The sequence below is a fragment of the Kitasatospora sp. NPDC059146 genome (assembly GCF_042786665.1).
Classification (GTDB): domain Bacteria; phylum Actinomycetota; class Actinomycetes; order Streptomycetales; family Streptomycetaceae; genus Kitasatospora.
This window is the reverse complement of record NZ_JBHZCY010000020.1, coordinates 57223-73377: the sequence shown is the minus strand read 5'-3', so window position 1 is coordinate 73377 and position 16155 is coordinate 57223. Positions and strand designations below refer to the sequence as shown.

The following is a 16155-nucleotide window of genomic DNA, read 5'->3' as shown; positions in this document are numbered from 1 at the left end:
CTCGGCCGCCCCGCCCATTCGACGGGCGGCCCTCGCCGCCGGCCCCGCCGACACACCGCGCAGCGCACTAGTCGTACGTATGCTCCCGGTTCACTCGGCCGGGGCGTCCCGCCACAGCTCGGCGCTACAGTCCGCGACCAGCGCGCCGATCCGCGCCCAGGCCTCCTCCGCCGCCATCGGCTCCAGCCGGCGGCCGTCCCGCAGCCGCAGCGCGACCCGGCCGTCCGCGGCCTCCCTGGCGCCGATCACCGCCTGGTAGGGCACCAGCCGGGCCTCCCGGATCCGGGCGCCCAGGCTGCCGTGCTCCGGTCCGGCGACCTCGGCCCGCAGCCCGAGGTCCAGGCAGCGCTGCCGCAGCCGCTCGGTCTGCGGCAGCTCGGCGTCGGAGATCGGCAGCAGCACCACCTGGGCCGGTGCCAGCCAGGCCGGGAACGCCCCGCCGTACAGCTCGATCAGGTGGGCGACCACCCGTTCGACGCTGCCGATCACGCTGCGGTGCACCATCACCGGCCGGTGCTTGGCGCCGTCCGCGCCGATGTAGTGCAGGTTGAAGCGCTCGGGCTGGTGGAAGTCGATCTGGACGGTGGAGAGGGTGAACTCCCGCCCGGCGCCGTCGGCGATCTGCACGTCGATCTTGGGCCCGTAGAACGCGGCCTCGCCCTCCGCCGCCTCGAACGGCACCCCGGAGCGCTCCAGTACGTCGGTCAGCAGCGCGGTGGCCCGCCGCCACAGCTGCGGGTCGGCCACGTACTTGCCGCCCTCGCCGGGCAGCGACAGCCGGTAGCGGACCGGCTTGATGCCGAGCGCCCGGTGCGCCTCACGGATCAGCTCCAGGGCGGCGACGGCCTCGTCGGCGGCCTGCTCCGGGGTGCAGAAGACGTGCGCGTCGTTCAGCTGGATCGCCCGGACCCTGGTCAGCCCGCCGAGCACGCCGGACAGCTCGGAGCGGTACATGCCACCCAACTCGGCCATCCGCAAAGGGAGTTCCCGGTAGCTGTGCGGACGGGAGCGGAAGATCAGCGCGTGGTGCGGGCACAGGCTCGGGCGCAGCACCATCTCCTCCGAGCCGAGTTGCATGGGTGGGAACATGTCCTCGCGGTAGTGGTCCCAGTGGCCGGAGATCTCGTACAGCTCGCGCTTGCCGAGCACCGGCGAGTAGACGTGGCGGTAGCCCGCCCGGCGCTCGCGGCCGCGGATGAACTCCTCCAGGGTGTGCCGGATCGCCGCGCCGTCGGGCAGCCAGTACGGCAGGCCGGAGCCCATCAGCGGGTCGGTGTCGAAGAGGTCGAGTTCGCGGCCGAGCTTGCGGTGGTCGTGCGCGGGTCGGTCGTGCGCGGGGGCGGGGCGGTCGTGCGCGGGAGCGGGGCGGTCGTTCACGAGGCGGTCGTTCATGGGGGTGGTCTCCACTCGGGATCCGCGGGCGAGTGGGGACGGGAACGACGAAGCCCCGGGGCACTCGCCCCGGGGCTTCGGACTAGGTCAGCAGTCAGCGCGCCGGGACTCTTTCCGGCGTCGTCGTGGCGAGTGCAGCGCGCTTCATGCCTTCCACGGTAGCAGCACCCGGACCTTGGCGTTGATCTTTATGGGAGAGCTCACATCAGCAGGGCGCAGCCGCGCTCGGCGAGCGCCTCCCGCACGCGGTCCGACACCTGGACGTCGTTCCACCGCAGGTCGAGCTTCTCCAGCGCGGGCAGTGCGGCCGGGTCGGCCAGCCAGTCCGGCAGTCCGGTGATCCCGTTGCTGCGCAGGTCGATCCGGCGCAGCCGCGGCAGCCCGGCCAGGACGGCGGGCAGCTCGGCGAGGGCGTTCTCCCGCAGTTCCAGCTCGCGCAGTTCGGAGAGCAGCCCGAAGGAGGCCGGGAGGGCGGTCAACTCGTTCCCGCGCAACCAGAGTTCACGCAACTCGCCGAGGGCGCCGATGGACTCGGGCAGGACGCCGAGCCGGTTGTGCTGGGCCCGCAGTTCGACCAGTTCGGTCATCTTGCCAATGGCGAACGGGAGTTCGGTGAGCTGGTTCTCGCCGACGTTGAGGTAGCGGAGTTCGGTGAGCTTCCCGATGTCGTCCGGCAGGACGGTCAGCTGGTTGTCGTGCAGGTAGAGGAAGTCCCGCAACCAGGTGAGCCGGGTCAGCTCGGCGGGCACCTCGGTGAACAGGTTGTGGCCGAGGTCGAGGGTGCGCAGCCGCATCAACCGGCTGATGCCGGGCGGGATTTCGGAGAGCGCGCCTTCGGCGAGGATGAGCACGGTCAGGTCGTTGCGGTCCCACACCGAGCTGAGCACCTCGGCGGCCACCGGGCCGAGCGGCTGCCGCCAGAGGTTGAGCGTCATGTCTGTCACGTCCACCATTGTCCGCCTCGGCAGAGCGGGGCCGGACAGGCCTACCGGGGAGCCGTGGGGTGGAACAGCCCGTCGACGACGCGGTGCAGCAGGTCCTCCGGGAACTCGGCGAGGTCGCCGCGGGCCTCCTCGGTGAGGCGCATGGCGGTGGCGCCCTCGTGCAGGATGACGAGCAACCGGGCGAGGTCGCGCGGGCTGATCTCCGGGGCGTGGTCGGTGGCCTCCCCGATCAGCTCGACCAGTCCGTCGATCAGCCGGGCCTCGTGCTCGGCGAGGCTGCGGGCGACCTCCGGGTGCCGGGCGGCGTGCAGGGTGAACTCCATCGAGAGCAGGAACCAGCCCTCGTCCACCCGCCGCCGGTCGGCCAGTTCGCGCAGCAGCCGGGACGGCACGTCCTGGGCGGCGGCGCTACCGGAAGCGGCGGCGGCAGTGGCGCTGTCAAAAGCGGCAGTGGCAGCGGCGGCGGTGAAGGCGCTGCGCAGGTCGGCGAGCAGCCGGTCGATCTGCTGGTCGTAGAGGGCGAGGAACAGCTGTTCCTTGTCCTGGTAGTTGGAGTAGAAGGCGCCCCGGGTCAGCCCGGCGCGGGCGACGATGTCACGGATCGAGGTGGCGTGGAAGCCGTGCTCGGTGAACAGGGCGAGGGCGCTGTCGTTCAGGGCGGCGACGGTCAGCGGGCGCCGCTTCGTGGGTGACTTGGGCACGAACTGCGGTCCTCGGGTCTCGTTCTTCGCTCGGCGGTGCCGACGGCGGCCCCGGACCCAGTCTACGGGTGGACCGGGGCCGCCCGCCCCGCCGGAGAGCCCTCAGGCGGCCGCAGCGCCCTCCCGGTCCCTGTCCCCGGCCCCGTCCCTGGCCCCGGCCTCGTACTCGTAGAAGCCGCGCCCGGCCTTGACGCCGAGTCGGCCGGACCCGACGTACTCCGCCAGCAGGGTGCGCGGTCCGTCCGGCAGGCCCGGGCGTTCGGCCGCGTAGTGCTGCTCGATGTCCAGCACCACGTCCAGGCCGACCTGGTCCATCGCGCGGAACGGGCCACCGCGCAGGCCGGTGTTGACGGACCACATGGCGTCCACCTCCTCGGCTGTGGCCACGCCCTCGGCGACCACGGCGAGCGACTCGCGCTTGATGGCCGCCCAGATGCGGTTGAAGATGAAGCCGGTGCTCTCCCGGCGCGCCTCGAACGGGAACACGCCGTGCCGCGGCAGTTCCGCCAGCAGCAGGTCGATGACCGCCCGGCTGGTGCGGCCGCTGGACATCACGTCCACCGCGTTCTGGGTCGGCGGCATGTAGAAGTGGATGTTGACCAGCCGCTCGGGCTCGCGCACCCGGTCGACGAAGTGGCTGGTCGGGTAGGACGAGGAGTTGCTGCCCAGGATCGCGTCCGGGTCGGCGTGCCGGTCCAGGTCGGCGAAGACCCGCTGCTTGAGCTCGGGGCGCTCCGGAACCGCCTCGATCACCAGCCAGGCGCCGCGCAGCGCCTCGGCGAGGTCCCCGGTGACGGCGACGGTGCCCGGCCCTCCCGCACCGACGCCGGCGGCGACGGCGGGCAGCTGCTCGGCCACGTAGGCACCGGCGGCCGCGAGCTGCTCGGCCGAGGGGTCGTAGATCCGCACCTCGCCGCCGTCGGTGGCGAACATCAGGGCGATGCGGCGCCCTAGGGTGCCGGCTCCGACGACGGCGACGGGACGGCCGGTGGGGTCGGGGGTGGTGAACGACATCGAGATCACTTCCTTGGGTGTACTGCGCTCCGAGGGGCCCGGGCCTGCGCCGTGTGGTTCGCGCTTGCCTCACCGCCACCATCGGATGCATGGTGTATCCGATACACATGGTATCCGTTTGAGCGGGCAGCACAACCCCGCCCCGCACAACCCGCACCCCCGAGGAGCCCCCGATGCGTTCCGACCAGGTCGTCCGCCACGCCACCACCCCGCTCACCGCCCCCGTCTACCCGCTGCGCGCCACCCGCTTCACCGACCGCGAGTACCTGAACGTCGTCTACCGGACCGACCCGGAGGCCCTGCGCGCGGTCGTCCCCGAACCGCTGGAGATCGACGAGCCGCTGGTGCGCTTCGAGATCATGAAGATGGGCGAGGTCGACGGCTACGGCCCGTACGTCGAGGCCGGGCAGGTCGTCCCCGTACGCCACGGCGACGAGCACGGTGAGTACCTGCACGCGATGTACCTGGACAACTTCGCCGCCACCGCGGCCGGCCGGGAACTGAGCGCCTACCCCAAGGTGATGGGCTCGCCACGCCTGTTCACCGAGGCCGGGGCGCTGGTCGGCACCCTGGACTACGCCAGCCAGCGGGTCGCCACCGCGACCATGGCCTACAAGTGGCGGCCGCTGGATCGGGAGGAGGCCCGCGCCCAGATCGGCGTGCCGACCTTCGCGGTCAAGGTGGTCCCCGACTACACCGGCGGCCTGCGGGTCTGCGACCTGGTCCGAACCCGGATCACCGACCTCACGGTCAAGGAGGCCTGGACCGGCCCCGCCCGCCTCCAGCTCAACGCCCACGTCATGGCACCCCTGGCCGACCTGCCGGTGCTGGAGGTGGTCTCCGCGAGCCACGTCCTCACCGACCTGACCCTCTCCCCCGTCACCCCGGTGCACGACTACCTCGCGGAGCGGCGCCGCCCCGCCTGATGCCACCGGCGACGCCGGGCCGGTCGGACGGGTCGGACCGGTCGGACCGGTCGGACCGGTTGCTCCCGCAACGCCGCTGCCGGGCGCAGAAGTTGGGAGTACCCGTTTGCACCCCGCCGGTCCGGGCACTGGCCTACGATGCCGACTGCCGGCGCTTCCGGCGTCCAGGGGGAGGGTGCGTGCCCGCGATCCACGAGCAGTACTCGGAGGAACTCCGCGCGGAGTTCGACTACCTGTCCAGCTGGCTCCCCAACACCCATCTCGAACTCGGCGACGTCGGCCGCCTGCACCGGGACCGGTTCGAGCGCCTGACCTCGCTCGCCGACGTGGGCATCGGGTTCGCGGTGCGGGAGCGCGAGCGGGGCGTGGACCTGGACTACAGCTCGGCCGCCGAGGTCGCCGTCTCGACGGACGTCGACGGCGGACCGCTCGCCCGCGTCGCGGTGTCGTTCAGCCGCCGGCACGGCATCGTCTTCCAGGCGCGGTCGTGCCGGATCAGCGAGATCGCCGACCGCGAGGCGCTCGGCCGACGCGTGCTCGACCTGGCGGCGGCCGGGCGGTGGCCGGCCGCCCAGGTCGTGGTGACCGAGGTGGTGGCCACCGGCCCCGCCGTGATCCTCGTCTCCCAGCAGCAGGGCGCCAGCGTCGACCTCGCCGCCTCCGCGGAGGCGCTCTCGGGGACGATCCCGCTCGCCTCCGCGTCCGCCGGGCTGAGCATCGTCGGGTCCAAGGGCGTCGGCGTGAAGGTGATCGCCCCGGACGGCCTCACGCCGCTGTTCCGCGTCTCCGGCGTACGCCCCCGGCTGTTCGGCCGCAAGGAGTTCGGCGGCCGAGGCCCGGCGGGGAGCACCGTCGGCGGGCCGGCGGAGGGCAGGACGGCAGAGAGCAGGACGGCCGAGAGCCATGTGTTCGCGGAACTCACCTACGAGGACGTCGGAGCATGAGATGACCGGACACCTCTGGTACGAGCTCGAAGCAGCCGTCGACGCCGGGGACTCCGCGCTGCTGGACCGGCTCTGCCGGCTCCACGGGGACCGGCTGCGCGCCGACTTCCCCGCCCGGTTCACCGTACCGGCAGAACTCCGCCACGACCCGGCCGCGGTGCAGCGGTACGGCCGGGCCTCGTTCGCGGTCGCCGAGCGCCTGGGCGTCCCGCTGCCCGGCGTCGCCGTGTCGCAGACCCTCGACCGGGCCCTCGCCCGGTGCGGGGAACTCTCCCGGCAGGGCGGGCACGAGCAGGCACTCGCCCTGCTGACCGGGCTCCTCGCCAGCGGGGAGGCCCTGTCCCGGCCGCCCGAGGTGGGACAGGCCACCTGCTACGAGTGGATGGGCGGACTGGCCCGCCACCTGTCCCGGCACCAGGAGGCCTGGCAGTACACCAGCACGGCCCAGGAGTTGTGCCACCGGATGCAGGACGCCGAGGGCTGCCTGCGCCACCTGGCCACGATGCACGGCATCGCCGAGGAGACGGGCGCGCACCCCGACGCGCTCGCCGTCGCCGGCATGGCCGTGCACCACGTCCAGGAGCACGGACCGGTCGCCCTGCTGCCGCCTTGGCTCGCCGCCTACACCGAATCCCTGCGCCGCGCGGAGGGCCCCGGCCAGGTGGGAGAGGCCGCGAAGGCCACGGAACGCTACGCCCGGGAGATCCTCGGCTCGAATCCGGCCGAGCTCTCCAGGACGCTCAACCAGATCGCCGTCACCCTGCACAAGGCGGGGTACGACGCGGCGGCGAGGGCCCTGCTGGAGGAAGCGGTCGAGCTCCGGCGCCTAGGGGCCTGAGCGGTGCGGTCGAGAGGCACGGTGTGACCCGCGGATGCCGGACATCGACCTGGGGATCACCCTCGCCAACCTGGGCAAGCTGTTGGCCCTCGACGGCGATCCGCGCGCCGAGGCCGTCCTGACCGAAGCCGTCGAACTCCTCACCGCGGCCGGCCCCGAGGCCGCCGCACACCTCGCCGAGGCGCGCGGCAACCTCGCCGCCTACCACCAGCTCCACGGCGACCCCGCCGTCGCCCGGTCGATCTACCGGGAACTGCGGGATGCGGCGGCAGGCATGGCGCCCTCCGCCGCCGTGTTGCGCAACTTCGCGGCCCTGGAACAGGAGGAGGGGCGGTCCCCGAGCCGCCGGATGCTCCTCGAACTCGCGCACGACGCCCGGCCGCAGGCCGGTGGAGAACCGGACGACCCCGATGTCACCTTCCGCACGCTGATCGAACAGGCCTCCGAGGAGGACCGCCTGGGCAACCTCGCCCGGGCTCTCGAACTGGCTCTCCGGGCCGCCGATGTGGCCCGGGCCCGCCCCCGCCGGTCCCCGCTCAGGACGGCGGTGGCCCTGGTCGCCACCGCACGGTACGGCCTGGACGTCCCGGACGAGCACCTGGACGCGGCACTCACGGCGGCCGCCGACGACCCGGAGACCACACCGGAACTGCTGCGTTCGCTGCGGACCAGCATCGGGCAACGGTGCCGCCACCAAGGACGCCTCACCCGGGCGTTGGCGTACGCCCGGGCCGCCGCGGCGCACCTCGCCCCGGCGACGGCCACCGAGGAGCAGCTCAACACCTTCGACCTCCTCGCCCTGGTGCACCACGCCCTGGACGAGCGGGACCAGGCGGAACAGCTCTACCGCGCCGTGATCACCCGCCGGCGCGAACTGGCGGACCCCAACCGCGTGGCGATGACCGACTCACTGTTCAGCCTCGGGATGCTCTGCCTCGAAACCGGGCGGCTCGGCGAGGCCGCCGCCCTGGTGCGGGAGCAGCTCGACATCGAGGACGCCCACCTGCTCGAGGTCTTCGCCGCCTCCTCCGAGGTGCAGCGCCTGGCCTACGCACGGACCCTCCTCGGCAGACTGGACGCCTTCGTCGTCGTCCTGCTCGCCGCCACCGGCTTCGAGCCCGGCGCGGAGCTGCTGGAGCTCCTGGCGAACGCCGTCCTGCGGCGCAAGGCCGTCGTCGCGGAGGCCGTGGCCCGCGACCACGCGATGCTGTCCAACGGCCCCGAGCCCGGGATCGCGGCCGTCGCCACCGAACTCCGCACCGTTCGGCACGAGTTGCGGCGCCTGGCGCTCGACGGCGAGCCCCTCCGGCCGCACCCGGACCGGCACGTCCACGACCTCCGGGCCCGGCAGGGCCGGCTGGAGATGCTCCTCGCCGACCGGCTCTCCCACCCCGGCCCCGGCCCCGGCACCGGCCCCAACCCCGACACCGACCTCGGCGGTACCCCGGCGGCCCTGCCGACCTGGCAGGCGGTGACCGCCGCCCTCCCGCCCGGTACCGCACTCGTCGAGTACTACCGGGCGGAGCTGGGCGACGAAGCCGCCGTACTGAGCCTGGTGTTCACCCCGGGCTCGCCGCCGCAGCTCTTCACCCACGGCACCGCCGACGCACTGGACGAGGGCGTCCGGCAGTGGCGTGAGTTCCTCCGACACCAGGACACCGGGGAACGGGCGCTGGGCCTGGAGCTCCACCGGGTGCTGATCCGGCGGATCGACGCCGCCCTGACCGGAGTCGACCGACTGCTCATCTCGCCGGACGGGAGCCTCAACCTCCTCCCCTTCGCCGCCCTCCCCTCGCCCGACGGCAGCCGACTGCTCGACACGTTCGAGATCGGCTTCCTGACCACCGGCCGGGACCTGCTGCGCGGCCGGTACGGGCCCCGCCCGGCGCCGCCGGTCGTGTTCGCCGACATCGACTACGAGGCCGGCGGCACCGCCCTCGACGGAGGCCCGTTCGCACCACTGCCGGAGACCGGGGCCGAGGGGCGGTGGATCGCCGACCACATCGGCGCCGAGCTGTACACCGGCCCGGACGCCTCGACATCCCGACTGCGCACGGCCCGGAGTCCGCTGGTCCTCCACCTGGCGACGCACGGCTACGCCCTGGCCGAGCCCCTGCGCCCGACCGGCGCCCGACGGCCGGACCCTGGCCGCGCGCCCAGCCCGCCGGGCGCCCCGCCTCCCGACCCGGCACGCACCCCCGACTCGGCGCAAACCCCGGGCCCTGCCGTGGACCCGCTCCTCTGCACCGGCCTGGCCCTGGCGGGCGCGAACACCTTCCTCGCCGGACAGGAGCCGGCCGACGGCCTGGGCCCCGGAGTCCTCACCGCCTCCGACGTCTACGACCTCGACCTGCTCGGCACCGAGTTGGTCGTGCTCTCCGCCTGTGTCACCGGCCTCGGCTCCTATCATCCGGGCGAGGGCGTGTTCGGCCTTCGCCGCACCTTCGAGATCGCCGGCGCCCGGTCCGTCCTGGTGAGCGTCTGGGACGTTCCCAGTGAGCCGACGGTGCAGCTGATGTGCGAGTTCTACCGCGCGCTGCGTCGCGGGGCCTCCAGGACCGCGGCGCTGCGCCGAGCCCAACAGGCCGTGCGGCGCCGCTTCCCGGAGCCCGTCGCATGGGCACCCTTCGCGCTCTTCGGCGACCCCGGGCCGCTTCCGTGGTGAGGGAGCGCAGCGGTCGACTCGGCAGCCGGGGCCGACTCAGCCGAGCTTCGGCCGGACCTCACCCCCGCCCTGGTGCTTGCCGCAGAAGGCCTCCTCCAGGAAGCCGCCCTGCGCGAGGAGCTGCTGCACCGCCTGCGCCTGGTCACCCCTGGACGTCACGGACATCGCGACCTGCCGATCCCCCTTGCTCCACAACTGGGAGGAGAACCCGGGCATCCCGCCGTCGTGCCCGTACACCGGCCCGCAGGACAGTTCCAGCCGGGCCAGCCCCAGACCGTACGACAGGGTCACGGGCACGTTGCCGGACTGCGCCGGGATGGTGGTCGTCATCTGCCGCATCAGCTCGGGCGACAGCAACCGCCCACCCAGCAAGGCACGGTGGAAGCGGTTCAGGTCGGACAGGGTGGATATCAGCTCGCCCGCGGAGTTCGCCCAGGTGACGCTCTCCACCGTGACGTCCCGGTCGCTGCGGTCCTCCGGGGCCGGGCCCTCGGTGAGCGTCCAGTAGCCGTGGGCGTGCGGGCCCCGGATGTCGGTGGCCGTGCCGGGGAAGTACGTCGCAGTCATCCCGAGCGGCCGCAGGATGCGCGCGGTGATCTCCTGGGCATAGCTGCGGCCGGTCGCCCGTTCGATGATCATGCCGAGCAGGGTGTAGTTGACGTTGGAGTAGCTGAACCTGGCCCCCGGCGGGAAGTTGGGCGCGTGCGCCACCGAGGCGGCCACCACCTGGGCCGGGGTGATGCTGCGGGTCAGCCCGCCCTGGTCGAGCCAGTTCCGGATCTCGACCGGGTCCGTGGTGTGCGGGAACAACCCGCCCGGCTCGTTGGTCGGATCCCACAGGCCGGAGCTGTGGTTGAGCAGCTGACGGACGGTGATCCGCCCGCCGTTCGGGACGAGCCCCGGCAGGTGGCGCTCGACCGGGTCGTCCAGGCCGAGCCGGCCTTCCCCCACCAGTTGCAGCACGGTGGTGGCGGTGAAGGTCTTGGTGATGCTCCCGGCGCGGAACCGGCCGTCCACCCGCACCGGGGCGCCGGTCGCGAGGTCGGCGACGCCCGTACCCGCGCGCCAGACCCCGTTCTCGTCGCGGACCTCGGCGATGGCCGCGGCCGCGCCCGCGTCGGTCACCGCCCTCAGCGCCGCCGTCCGCGCCGCGTTCGCCGTCCGCGCGGCATTCTCGGCCGCGACGGCCGCGACGGCAGCGGGCGGCTCGGCGGCGCCCGCCGAAACCACCGGCCCGGCCAGCGCCAGGCAGACCGCCGCCGCCACCACCGTCAAGGAACCCGTACGACGTGCCATGCGACCCCCTCGTCCACGGCGGGCCCCGCCCGCCTCCGAGTCCACAGCCTCGCCGCTGACGTGATGATCCGTCATCCTCCACCGGGAGGAACCGGTCGTACTCCCACCAACGTAGACACTACGCCGAACGGAGGAGCCGACCGGCCCCTGCCCCTGCCCCTGCCCTTGCCCCGGACCAGACCGGACCGGACCGGACCGGACCCGCGCGGGGTCAGAGCCCCGGCATCGGCCGGACCGGGTGCTTGCTCATGATCGACACCCGGTTGAAGGAGTTGATCGTGATCGCCACCCAGATCGCCGCCGAGAGCTCCTCTTCGGTGAACACCTCCCGCGCCAGGCCGTACGCGGCCGCCTGGAGGGCCGCGTCCGCCGGGTTCGTGGTCGCCTCCGCCAACGCCAGCGCCGCGCGCTCCCGGGCGGTGAACAGCTCGGTGTCCCGCCAGGCCGGGAGCACGCCCAGGCGCTGGGTGGTCTCGCCCTCGCGCAGGGCGGCCCGGGTGTGCACGTGCAGGCAGTAGGCGCAGCCGTTGATCTGGGAGACCCGCAGGTTGACCAGTTCCACCAGCCGCCGGTCCAGCCCGGCCTCGGCCGCGACCTCCTTGGCCGCCTCGGCGGCGGCGAGCAGCGCCTTGTAGGCCTTGGGGCTCTGCTTGTCGATGAACACCCGCCGCTCCGCCGGAACCACCGTCATGTCAGCACTCACCTGGACTCCTCGACTCCCACTGCGATCATTGGCCCGCTGCCGTTCGACACTCTGCCATGCCATAATAGTTGAATCTAGAACTATCCAGTAGTCGACGTCGCCCGGCGGCACCGCCGGTCGACACCGTCCAGGGAGGGACCACCGCCGTGAGCACCGCCGAGACCGAGCCGCGCCCCGCCGCCGTGCCGCAGGACCAGCAGGACCCGTACGTCGAGGTGCTGTCCCCCCGGGACGTCCCGCTCGGCGGACCGCGCGCGATGACCGTCCGCCGCACCCTGCCGCACCGCTCCCGCCGACTGATCGGCGCCTGGTGCTTCGTCGACCACTACGGACCGGACGACGTCGCCGACACCGGCGGCATGGACGTCGCCCCGCACCCCCACACCGGCCTGCAGACCGTCAGCTGGCTCTTCACCGGCGAGATCGAGCACCGGGACAGCCTCGGCGTCCACGCCTTCGTCCGCCCGGGCGAGCTCAACCTGATGACCTCCGGCCACGGCATCTGCCACTCCGAGGTCTCCACCCCCGCGACCACCGTGCTGCACGGCGTCCAGCTCTGGGTCGTGCTGCCCGACGAACACCGCGACACGGCACGGGACTTCCACCACCACGTCCCCGAACCCGTCACCCTGGACGGCGCCGAGGTCCGCGTCTTCCTCGGCACCCTGGCCGGGCGCACCGCCCCCGTCCCCACCTTCACCCCGCTGCTCGGCGCCGAACTCACCCTCGCCCCGCACGCCACCGTCACCCTGGCCGTCGACCCGGCCTTCGAGCACGGCGTCCTCGTCGACCACGGCGAGGTCCACCTCGCCACCACCGCCCTCCACCCGGGCGACCTCGGCTACCTCGCCCCCGGCGCCACCACCCTGACCCTCACCAACACCGCCGACGCCCCGGCCCGCCTCGTCCTCATCGGCGGCGAGCCCTTCGAGGAGGAGATCGTCATGTGGTGGAACTTCATCGGCCGCTCTCACGAAGACATCGCCCGAGCCCGCGAGGAGTGGATGAGCTCCGCGGACCCTGCCCGCTTTGGCGAGGTCCACGGCTACCCGGGCGACCGCCTGCCCGCCCCGGAGCTCCCGGGAACCCCCCTCAAGCCCCGGGGACGCACCCGCTGACCTACGCGTTAGGCAATCGGGGGTGCGGCGAACAAGTCCACCGCACCCCCGCGCCGGAGTCCCCTGCGCTCACCTTGAAGCGCTCCTGTCGACACTCGGCTCGGCACTCGACGCGTGACACCGTTCGACCATCCGCGACAGGGCCTGACAGGACCAATGCTGACTCAATGCTGAGTTTGCTGACTGTTCATCAGAAGCGACCGGGGCAGTCACAGCGCCCGGGACGTCATCGTCGGGTTCCGCCGCGAGAACCGGCGGACGCCCTGCCACGGCCCCCTCGCCAGTTGCCGAAGGACGGTCACCACCGCAGCGGCGTGGGCCGGAGAAGACGGCCACCGTCACGTCCGCTTGGTAACTGACGATCTTGCTTCAAGCCAGTTATTAGACCCGGTCTCTGCGGGACATTCCCACCCCCCCTCTACCGCCAAGAGCCCGCCGACCCACCCCGACCCGGCACTAGGGTGACCTCATGGCGGACGCCCCGACGACAGCAGCACCCTGCGTCGAGGCGCTGGACACCCTCGTCGAGCGTGCCTGCGAACCGCCGACCGGCAGGTCTCGGGCGAAGCAACTGCGCTGGGTCGCCGGCGAACTGCGCACCGCCCTGGAGCGCGGAGCGATCGCGCCCATGGCCACCGGCTCACTCGCCCTGCTCCTCGCGCCGGACACCCTCGCCGACTACCTCACAGCCGCCGAGCATGGCCTGCTGCGGCGCAAGCCCGCCGCACGACCGGGCCAGGCCTCACCCGCGTCCATGCGCGTCCGCGAGGACTGCCTCCGCATCCTCGGCGCCCTGGCCGGCATCACCGTCATACTCCCGGACCGCAACCCGCCGCCGGTCGAGCTCCGGCCCGTGGTCACCGCCCGCCCGCGCAGCATCCTGCTCGGCCACCTGGAACACTCAGCCCGCCCCGACCGGTCCGACTCCCGCAGCCGGATCCTCGCGATCATCGGCACCGTGCTGGACACCGGCTGCCGCGCCGGCGAACTCTGCGCCCTGCGCACGGACGACGTCGACCTGCACCGCGGCACGATCCGCCTCACCCGCCTCCCCCAGCACCGCAACCCGCACACCACGCCCGCCACCGAGACGGTCGGCCTGTCCCGCCCCACGCGGGCCGCGATGCGCCACTGGCTCACCGTCCGCAGCCACCTCGTCGCACGCGACACCACCCAACCCCTCGGCCCGGGCAACGAGACCACCGACGCCCTGTGGGTGAGCATCGCCCCCAGCGGCCACCCCCGCCCCGGCCTGCCCCTGCACTTCCGGGGCCTCGCCCGCGCCTACGCCCGCGCGATCCACGACCTCAACACCGAGATGGCCGCGGAACCCGGCTGGCACCCCCTGCCCCAACGCATGGAACAGCTGCGCCGCGCCATCGAACTCGAACCGGCCGGCCCCGAGGGACTGACCCGCCCCGCGTCCCCCGGCCGACCCTGCGACCCGCACCGAGGGCGACGTCTGCCGCATCATCACCGCCGGCTGAGCCCACCGCGCCGACCGTGACGGAACATCGGATCGATCCGGCGTGGACGGGCCTGGCAGGCCATCTGGAGGAGGTGGTGCTCCGGGTGAGGGCCTGGGCCGCTCGCGCGGCGGCTTCACCACCAAGGTCCACCTGAGCGCGGATGGCCGTTGCCGCCCGCTGTCGCTGCTGGTCACACCCGGACAGCGGGCGGACTGCACCCAGTTCGAGCCGGTCATGGAGAAGATCCGCGTGGGTGCCGGTGCGGTCACCGGTGTCCGGCGGGTCCTTGGCGAGCCGGCCTGCGAGTGCGCTCACCGGGCATCGACCGGGTGAGGACGCCGAGTGTGAGCAGAGCGAGCGCCGGCAGCACGGCGACGATGATTCCCATCGGCAAGGCGTCGGTGGCGCCACCCGCGCCGGCCAGCGGAGCAAGTGCCCCGCCGATCATGAACTGGCTGAAGCCGAGCAGAGCGGCGGCCGACCCGGCGTGTCCGCCGTGGTCGGCCAGGGCCTGGGCCGCGGCGTTCGGCATGACCAGGCCCACGCTGGAGACCAGGACGAACAGGCCGATCAGGAGCACGGGCAGGGGTGCCCGTGTCAGCACCGCGCCCAGGACCGTGGTGCCACCGGCTGTCGCGCCCAGCAGACCGGCGAGCAGCAGCACGCGGGCGCCGGCCCGGGCCACCAGCCGGCCGCTGATCCGGGCGGCCGCAATGAGTCCGGCGGCGTTGACGGCGAACACGGCGCTGTACTGCTGCGGTGACAGGCCGTGGATTTCCTGCAGGACGAACGGCGAGCCGGAGATGTAGGCGAACATCGCCGCGAAGACCAGGCCGTTGGCCAGGACGTACCCGGTGAAGACCCGGTCGCTGAGCAGTTGCCCGACGACAGCCGGCAGCGGCTGGCGTGACGCGGAGGGGCGGGTCTGCGGCAGTCCTGCGGCGGAGGCCGCCAGCATCACGGCGCCGAGTACGGCCAGGGCCACGAAGATTCCGGGCCAGGCCGTGACGCGCAGTAGCTGGCCGCCGAGGACCGGCGCGAACACGGGCGCCAGGCCGGTGATCAAGGTCAGTGCGGAGAAGAGACGTGCGGTGCGGGTTCCGGAGGTGCGGTCGCGGACCATGGCGTTGGCGATGACGATGCCGAACCCCCCGCCGATGCCCTGGACCAGGCGCAGGCCGACGAAGGTCCGGACGTCGGGTGCCACCGCGCAGAGCGCGCTGGCGATCGTGTAGAGGGCGAGGCCCGCCAGCAACGGACGCCGCCGGCCGTAGGTGTCGCTCAGCGGCCCGGCGATCAGCTGCCCGATGGCCAGCCCGGCCAGACAGGCGGTGATGGTGAGCTGGGTGGCCGCGGCGCCGGCGCGCAGGTCGCCGGCGAGTTCCGGCAGTCCGGGCAGGTAGCCGTCGATGGACAGTGGTCCCAGGGCCGCGAGCGCTGCGAGCAGGACGATGGATCGGGTGTGCCGGCCGGCGGCGTCGTTGCTCATGGCTCAGTACGCCACGGTGATGCGGCGGCGGATCGCGGTGCCGCTCTCGATCGTGTCGGCCAAGGCGATCGCGTAGTCGGCGTACGAGATGCGGCTGTTGCCGTCGTCGTCGGTGAGCAGGGTGTCCCCGGCGCTGCGGTAGGCCCCGGTCCGCTCGCCCGCTGCGATGACCGCGGCGGGCGACACGTACGTCCAGTCGAGGTCGTGCACGCCGCGGTAGAGGTCGAGCGCTTCGGACTGGGCCTCGGCGTTGGCCTTCCACAGCGCGGGGAAGTCCGGGTCGTCCATGACCCGGGCGCCGGTCGGCGTGCGCAGGCTGCCGGCACCGCCGATGGTGACCAGGCGGGTGACGCCGGCTCGGCGGAGTCCGTCGATCAGCGCACGGGCGGCTCCGACGATCGTGGCGCGGTCGTTCTCCTGGCCGATCCGGGGGCCGACGGCCGACAGTACGGCGTCGTGGGAGGCGGCGAGGCCGGCGACCGCGGCGGCGTCCGTGACGTCACCGGTGGTCACGGTCAGGGCCTCGTGCTCGAGTCCGTCGACGTGGCCGGCTCGAGTGACCGCGGTGACGGTGTGGCCGCGACGCAGGAGTTCCTCGGTGGTGGGCCGGCCGATGTTGCCGCTGGCACCGAACAGGACGATCCTCATGTGTTGCT

General features: G+C 73.1%; 14 protein-coding genes and 1 pseudogene. 7 read left to right on the top strand and 8 right to left on the bottom strand.

Translation table 11 applies throughout. The annotated features are described in order from the left end of the window. Positions 1-90: 90 nt before the first annotated feature. The 4 genes from thrS to ACFXPX_RS11985 all read right to left on the bottom strand — a co-directional run bounded on the left by thrS (position 91) and on the right by ACFXPX_RS11985 (position 4051). Positions 91-1392 (bottom strand): threonine--tRNA ligase, encoded by a 1302-nt coding sequence (thrS, locus tag ACFXPX_RS12000; protein ID WP_380640854.1) that lies wholly within the window; start codon positions 1390-1392, stop codon positions 91-93. A 200-nt stretch (positions 1393-1592) separates the two neighbouring features. Beyond that, on the bottom strand, positions 1593-2327 hold the full coding sequence (locus ACFXPX_RS11995) for a leucine-rich repeat domain-containing protein (RefSeq protein ID WP_380586524.1): 735 nt from the start codon (positions 2325-2327) through the stop codon (positions 1593-1595). Between the two features lie 50 nt (positions 2328-2377). Next, entirely contained in the window at positions 2378-3037 is a 660-nt protein-coding gene (locus tag ACFXPX_RS11990) for a TetR/AcrR family transcriptional regulator (RefSeq protein WP_380524521.1), read from the bottom strand. A gap of 102 nt (positions 3038-3139) precedes the next feature. Beyond that, entirely contained in the window at positions 3140-4051 is a 912-nt protein-coding gene (locus ACFXPX_RS11985) for a 3-hydroxyacyl-CoA dehydrogenase family protein (protein ID WP_380586348.1), read from the bottom strand. Between the two features lie 173 nt (positions 4052-4224). Between ACFXPX_RS11985 and ACFXPX_RS11980 the strand changes: the two genes are divergently transcribed. The 4 genes from ACFXPX_RS11980 (at position 4225) to ACFXPX_RS11965 (ending at position 9424) form a co-directional block, all read left to right on the top strand. Continuing rightward, entirely contained in the window at positions 4225-4977 is a 753-nt protein-coding gene (locus ACFXPX_RS11980; RefSeq protein WP_380524519.1) for an acetoacetate decarboxylase, read from the top strand. A gap of 179 nt (positions 4978-5156) precedes the next feature. Next, positions 5157-5921 carry a hypothetical protein gene (locus tag ACFXPX_RS11975; RefSeq protein WP_380640852.1) on the top strand — a complete coding sequence of 255 codons (765 nt, stop codon included), beginning with the start codon at positions 5157-5159 and terminating at the stop codon, positions 5919-5921. Between the two features lies 1 nt (position 5922). Then, positions 5923-6759: a hypothetical protein gene (locus ACFXPX_RS11970; protein ID WP_380586341.1), complete on the top strand. Its 837-nt coding sequence runs from the start codon at positions 5923-5925 to the stop codon at positions 6757-6759. A gap of 34 nt (positions 6760-6793) precedes the next feature. Continuing rightward, positions 6794-9424, top strand: a complete 2631-nt coding sequence (locus tag ACFXPX_RS11965; RefSeq protein ID WP_380640850.1) for a CHAT domain-containing protein — start codon at positions 6794-6796, stop codon at positions 9422-9424. Positions 9425-9460: 36 nt separating this feature from the next. Here the strand turns inward: ACFXPX_RS11965 and ACFXPX_RS11960 are convergent, their stop codons facing one another. Together ACFXPX_RS11960 and ACFXPX_RS11955 are read right to left on the bottom strand one after the other, a co-directional pair. Continuing rightward, positions 9461-10720 carry a serine hydrolase domain-containing protein gene (locus ACFXPX_RS11960; RefSeq protein ID WP_380640848.1) on the bottom strand — a complete coding sequence of 420 codons (1260 nt, stop codon included), beginning with the start codon at positions 10718-10720 and terminating at the stop codon, positions 9461-9463. A gap of 211 nt (positions 10721-10931) precedes the next feature. Then, the gene (locus ACFXPX_RS11955; protein WP_380398681.1) at positions 10932-11411 is read right to left on the bottom strand and encodes a carboxymuconolactone decarboxylase family protein; all 480 of its coding nucleotides are present in this window, start codon (positions 11409-11411) and stop codon (positions 10932-10934) included. 158 nt (positions 11412-11569) lie between these two features. On the opposite strand from ACFXPX_RS11955, the gene ACFXPX_RS11950 reads away from it, so the two are divergent. The 3 genes and pseudogenes from ACFXPX_RS11950 to ACFXPX_RS11940 form a co-directional block, all read left to right on the top strand. Then, positions 11570-12541, top strand: coding sequence for a pirin family protein (locus ACFXPX_RS11950; protein WP_380640846.1), 972 nt, complete (start codon positions 11570-11572; stop codon positions 12539-12541). Positions 12542-13010: 469 nt separating this feature from the next. Next, positions 13011-14048 carry a tyrosine-type recombinase/integrase gene (locus ACFXPX_RS11945; RefSeq protein WP_380640844.1) on the top strand — a complete coding sequence of 346 codons (1038 nt, stop codon included), beginning with the start codon at positions 13011-13013 and terminating at the stop codon, positions 14046-14048. A 73-nt stretch (positions 14049-14121) separates the two neighbouring features. Further along, positions 14122-14262 (top strand): annotated as a pseudogene (locus ACFXPX_RS11940) (IS5/IS1182 family transposase); the annotation flags it as partial. A 13-nt stretch (positions 14263-14275) separates the two neighbouring features. Here ACFXPX_RS11940 and ACFXPX_RS11935 read toward each other — a convergent pair. Both ACFXPX_RS11935 and ACFXPX_RS11930 read right to left on the bottom strand, forming a co-directional pair. Continuing rightward, positions 14276-15499: a multidrug effflux MFS transporter gene (locus tag ACFXPX_RS11935; RefSeq protein WP_380640842.1), complete on the bottom strand. Its 1224-nt coding sequence runs from the start codon at positions 15497-15499 to the stop codon at positions 14276-14278. Between the two features lie 3 nt (positions 15500-15502). After that, on the bottom strand, positions 15503-16147 hold the full coding sequence (locus ACFXPX_RS11930) for an NAD(P)-dependent oxidoreductase (RefSeq protein ID WP_380640840.1): 645 nt from the start codon (positions 16145-16147) through the stop codon (positions 15503-15505). Positions 16148-16155: the final 8 nt, after the last annotated feature.

Excerpts from the sequence above, each read along its gene's own strand:
- ACFXPX_RS11945 (WP_380640844.1), top strand. The coding sequence starts at position 13,011 with ATGGCGGACGCCCCGACGACAGCAGCACCCTGCGTCGAGGCGCTGGAC.
- ACFXPX_RS11965 (WP_380640850.1), top strand. The coding sequence starts at position 6,794 with ATGCCGGACATCGACCTGGGGATCACCCTCGCCAACCTGGGCAAGCTG.
- ACFXPX_RS11995 (WP_380586524.1), bottom strand. The coding sequence starts at position 2,327 with ATGACGCTCAACCTCTGGCGGCAGCCGCTCGGCCCGGTGGCCGCCGAG.
- ACFXPX_RS11980 (WP_380524519.1), top strand. The coding sequence starts at position 4,225 with ATGCGTTCCGACCAGGTCGTCCGCCACGCCACCACCCCGCTCACCGCC.
- ACFXPX_RS11955 (WP_380398681.1), bottom strand. The coding sequence starts at position 11,411 with ATGACGGTGGTTCCGGCGGAGCGGCGGGTGTTCATCGACAAGCAGAGC.
- ACFXPX_RS11970 (WP_380586341.1), top strand. The coding sequence starts at position 5,923 with ATGACCGGACACCTCTGGTACGAGCTCGAAGCAGCCGTCGACGCCGGG.
- thrS (WP_380640854.1), bottom strand. The coding sequence starts at position 1,392 with ATGAACGACCGCCTCGTGAACGACCGCCCCGCTCCCGCGCACGACCGC.
- ACFXPX_RS11985 (WP_380586348.1), bottom strand. The coding sequence starts at position 4,051 with ATGTCGTTCACCACCCCCGACCCCACCGGCCGTCCCGTCGCCGTCGTC.
- ACFXPX_RS11935 (WP_380640842.1), bottom strand. The coding sequence starts at position 15,499 with ATGAGCAACGACGCCGCCGGCCGGCACACCCGATCCATCGTCCTGCTC.
- ACFXPX_RS11930 (WP_380640840.1), bottom strand. The coding sequence starts at position 16,147 with ATGAGGATCGTCCTGTTCGGTGCCAGCGGCAACATCGGCCGGCCCACC.
- ACFXPX_RS11960 (WP_380640848.1), bottom strand. The coding sequence starts at position 10,720 with ATGGCACGTCGTACGGGTTCCTTGACGGTGGTGGCGGCGGCGGTCTGC.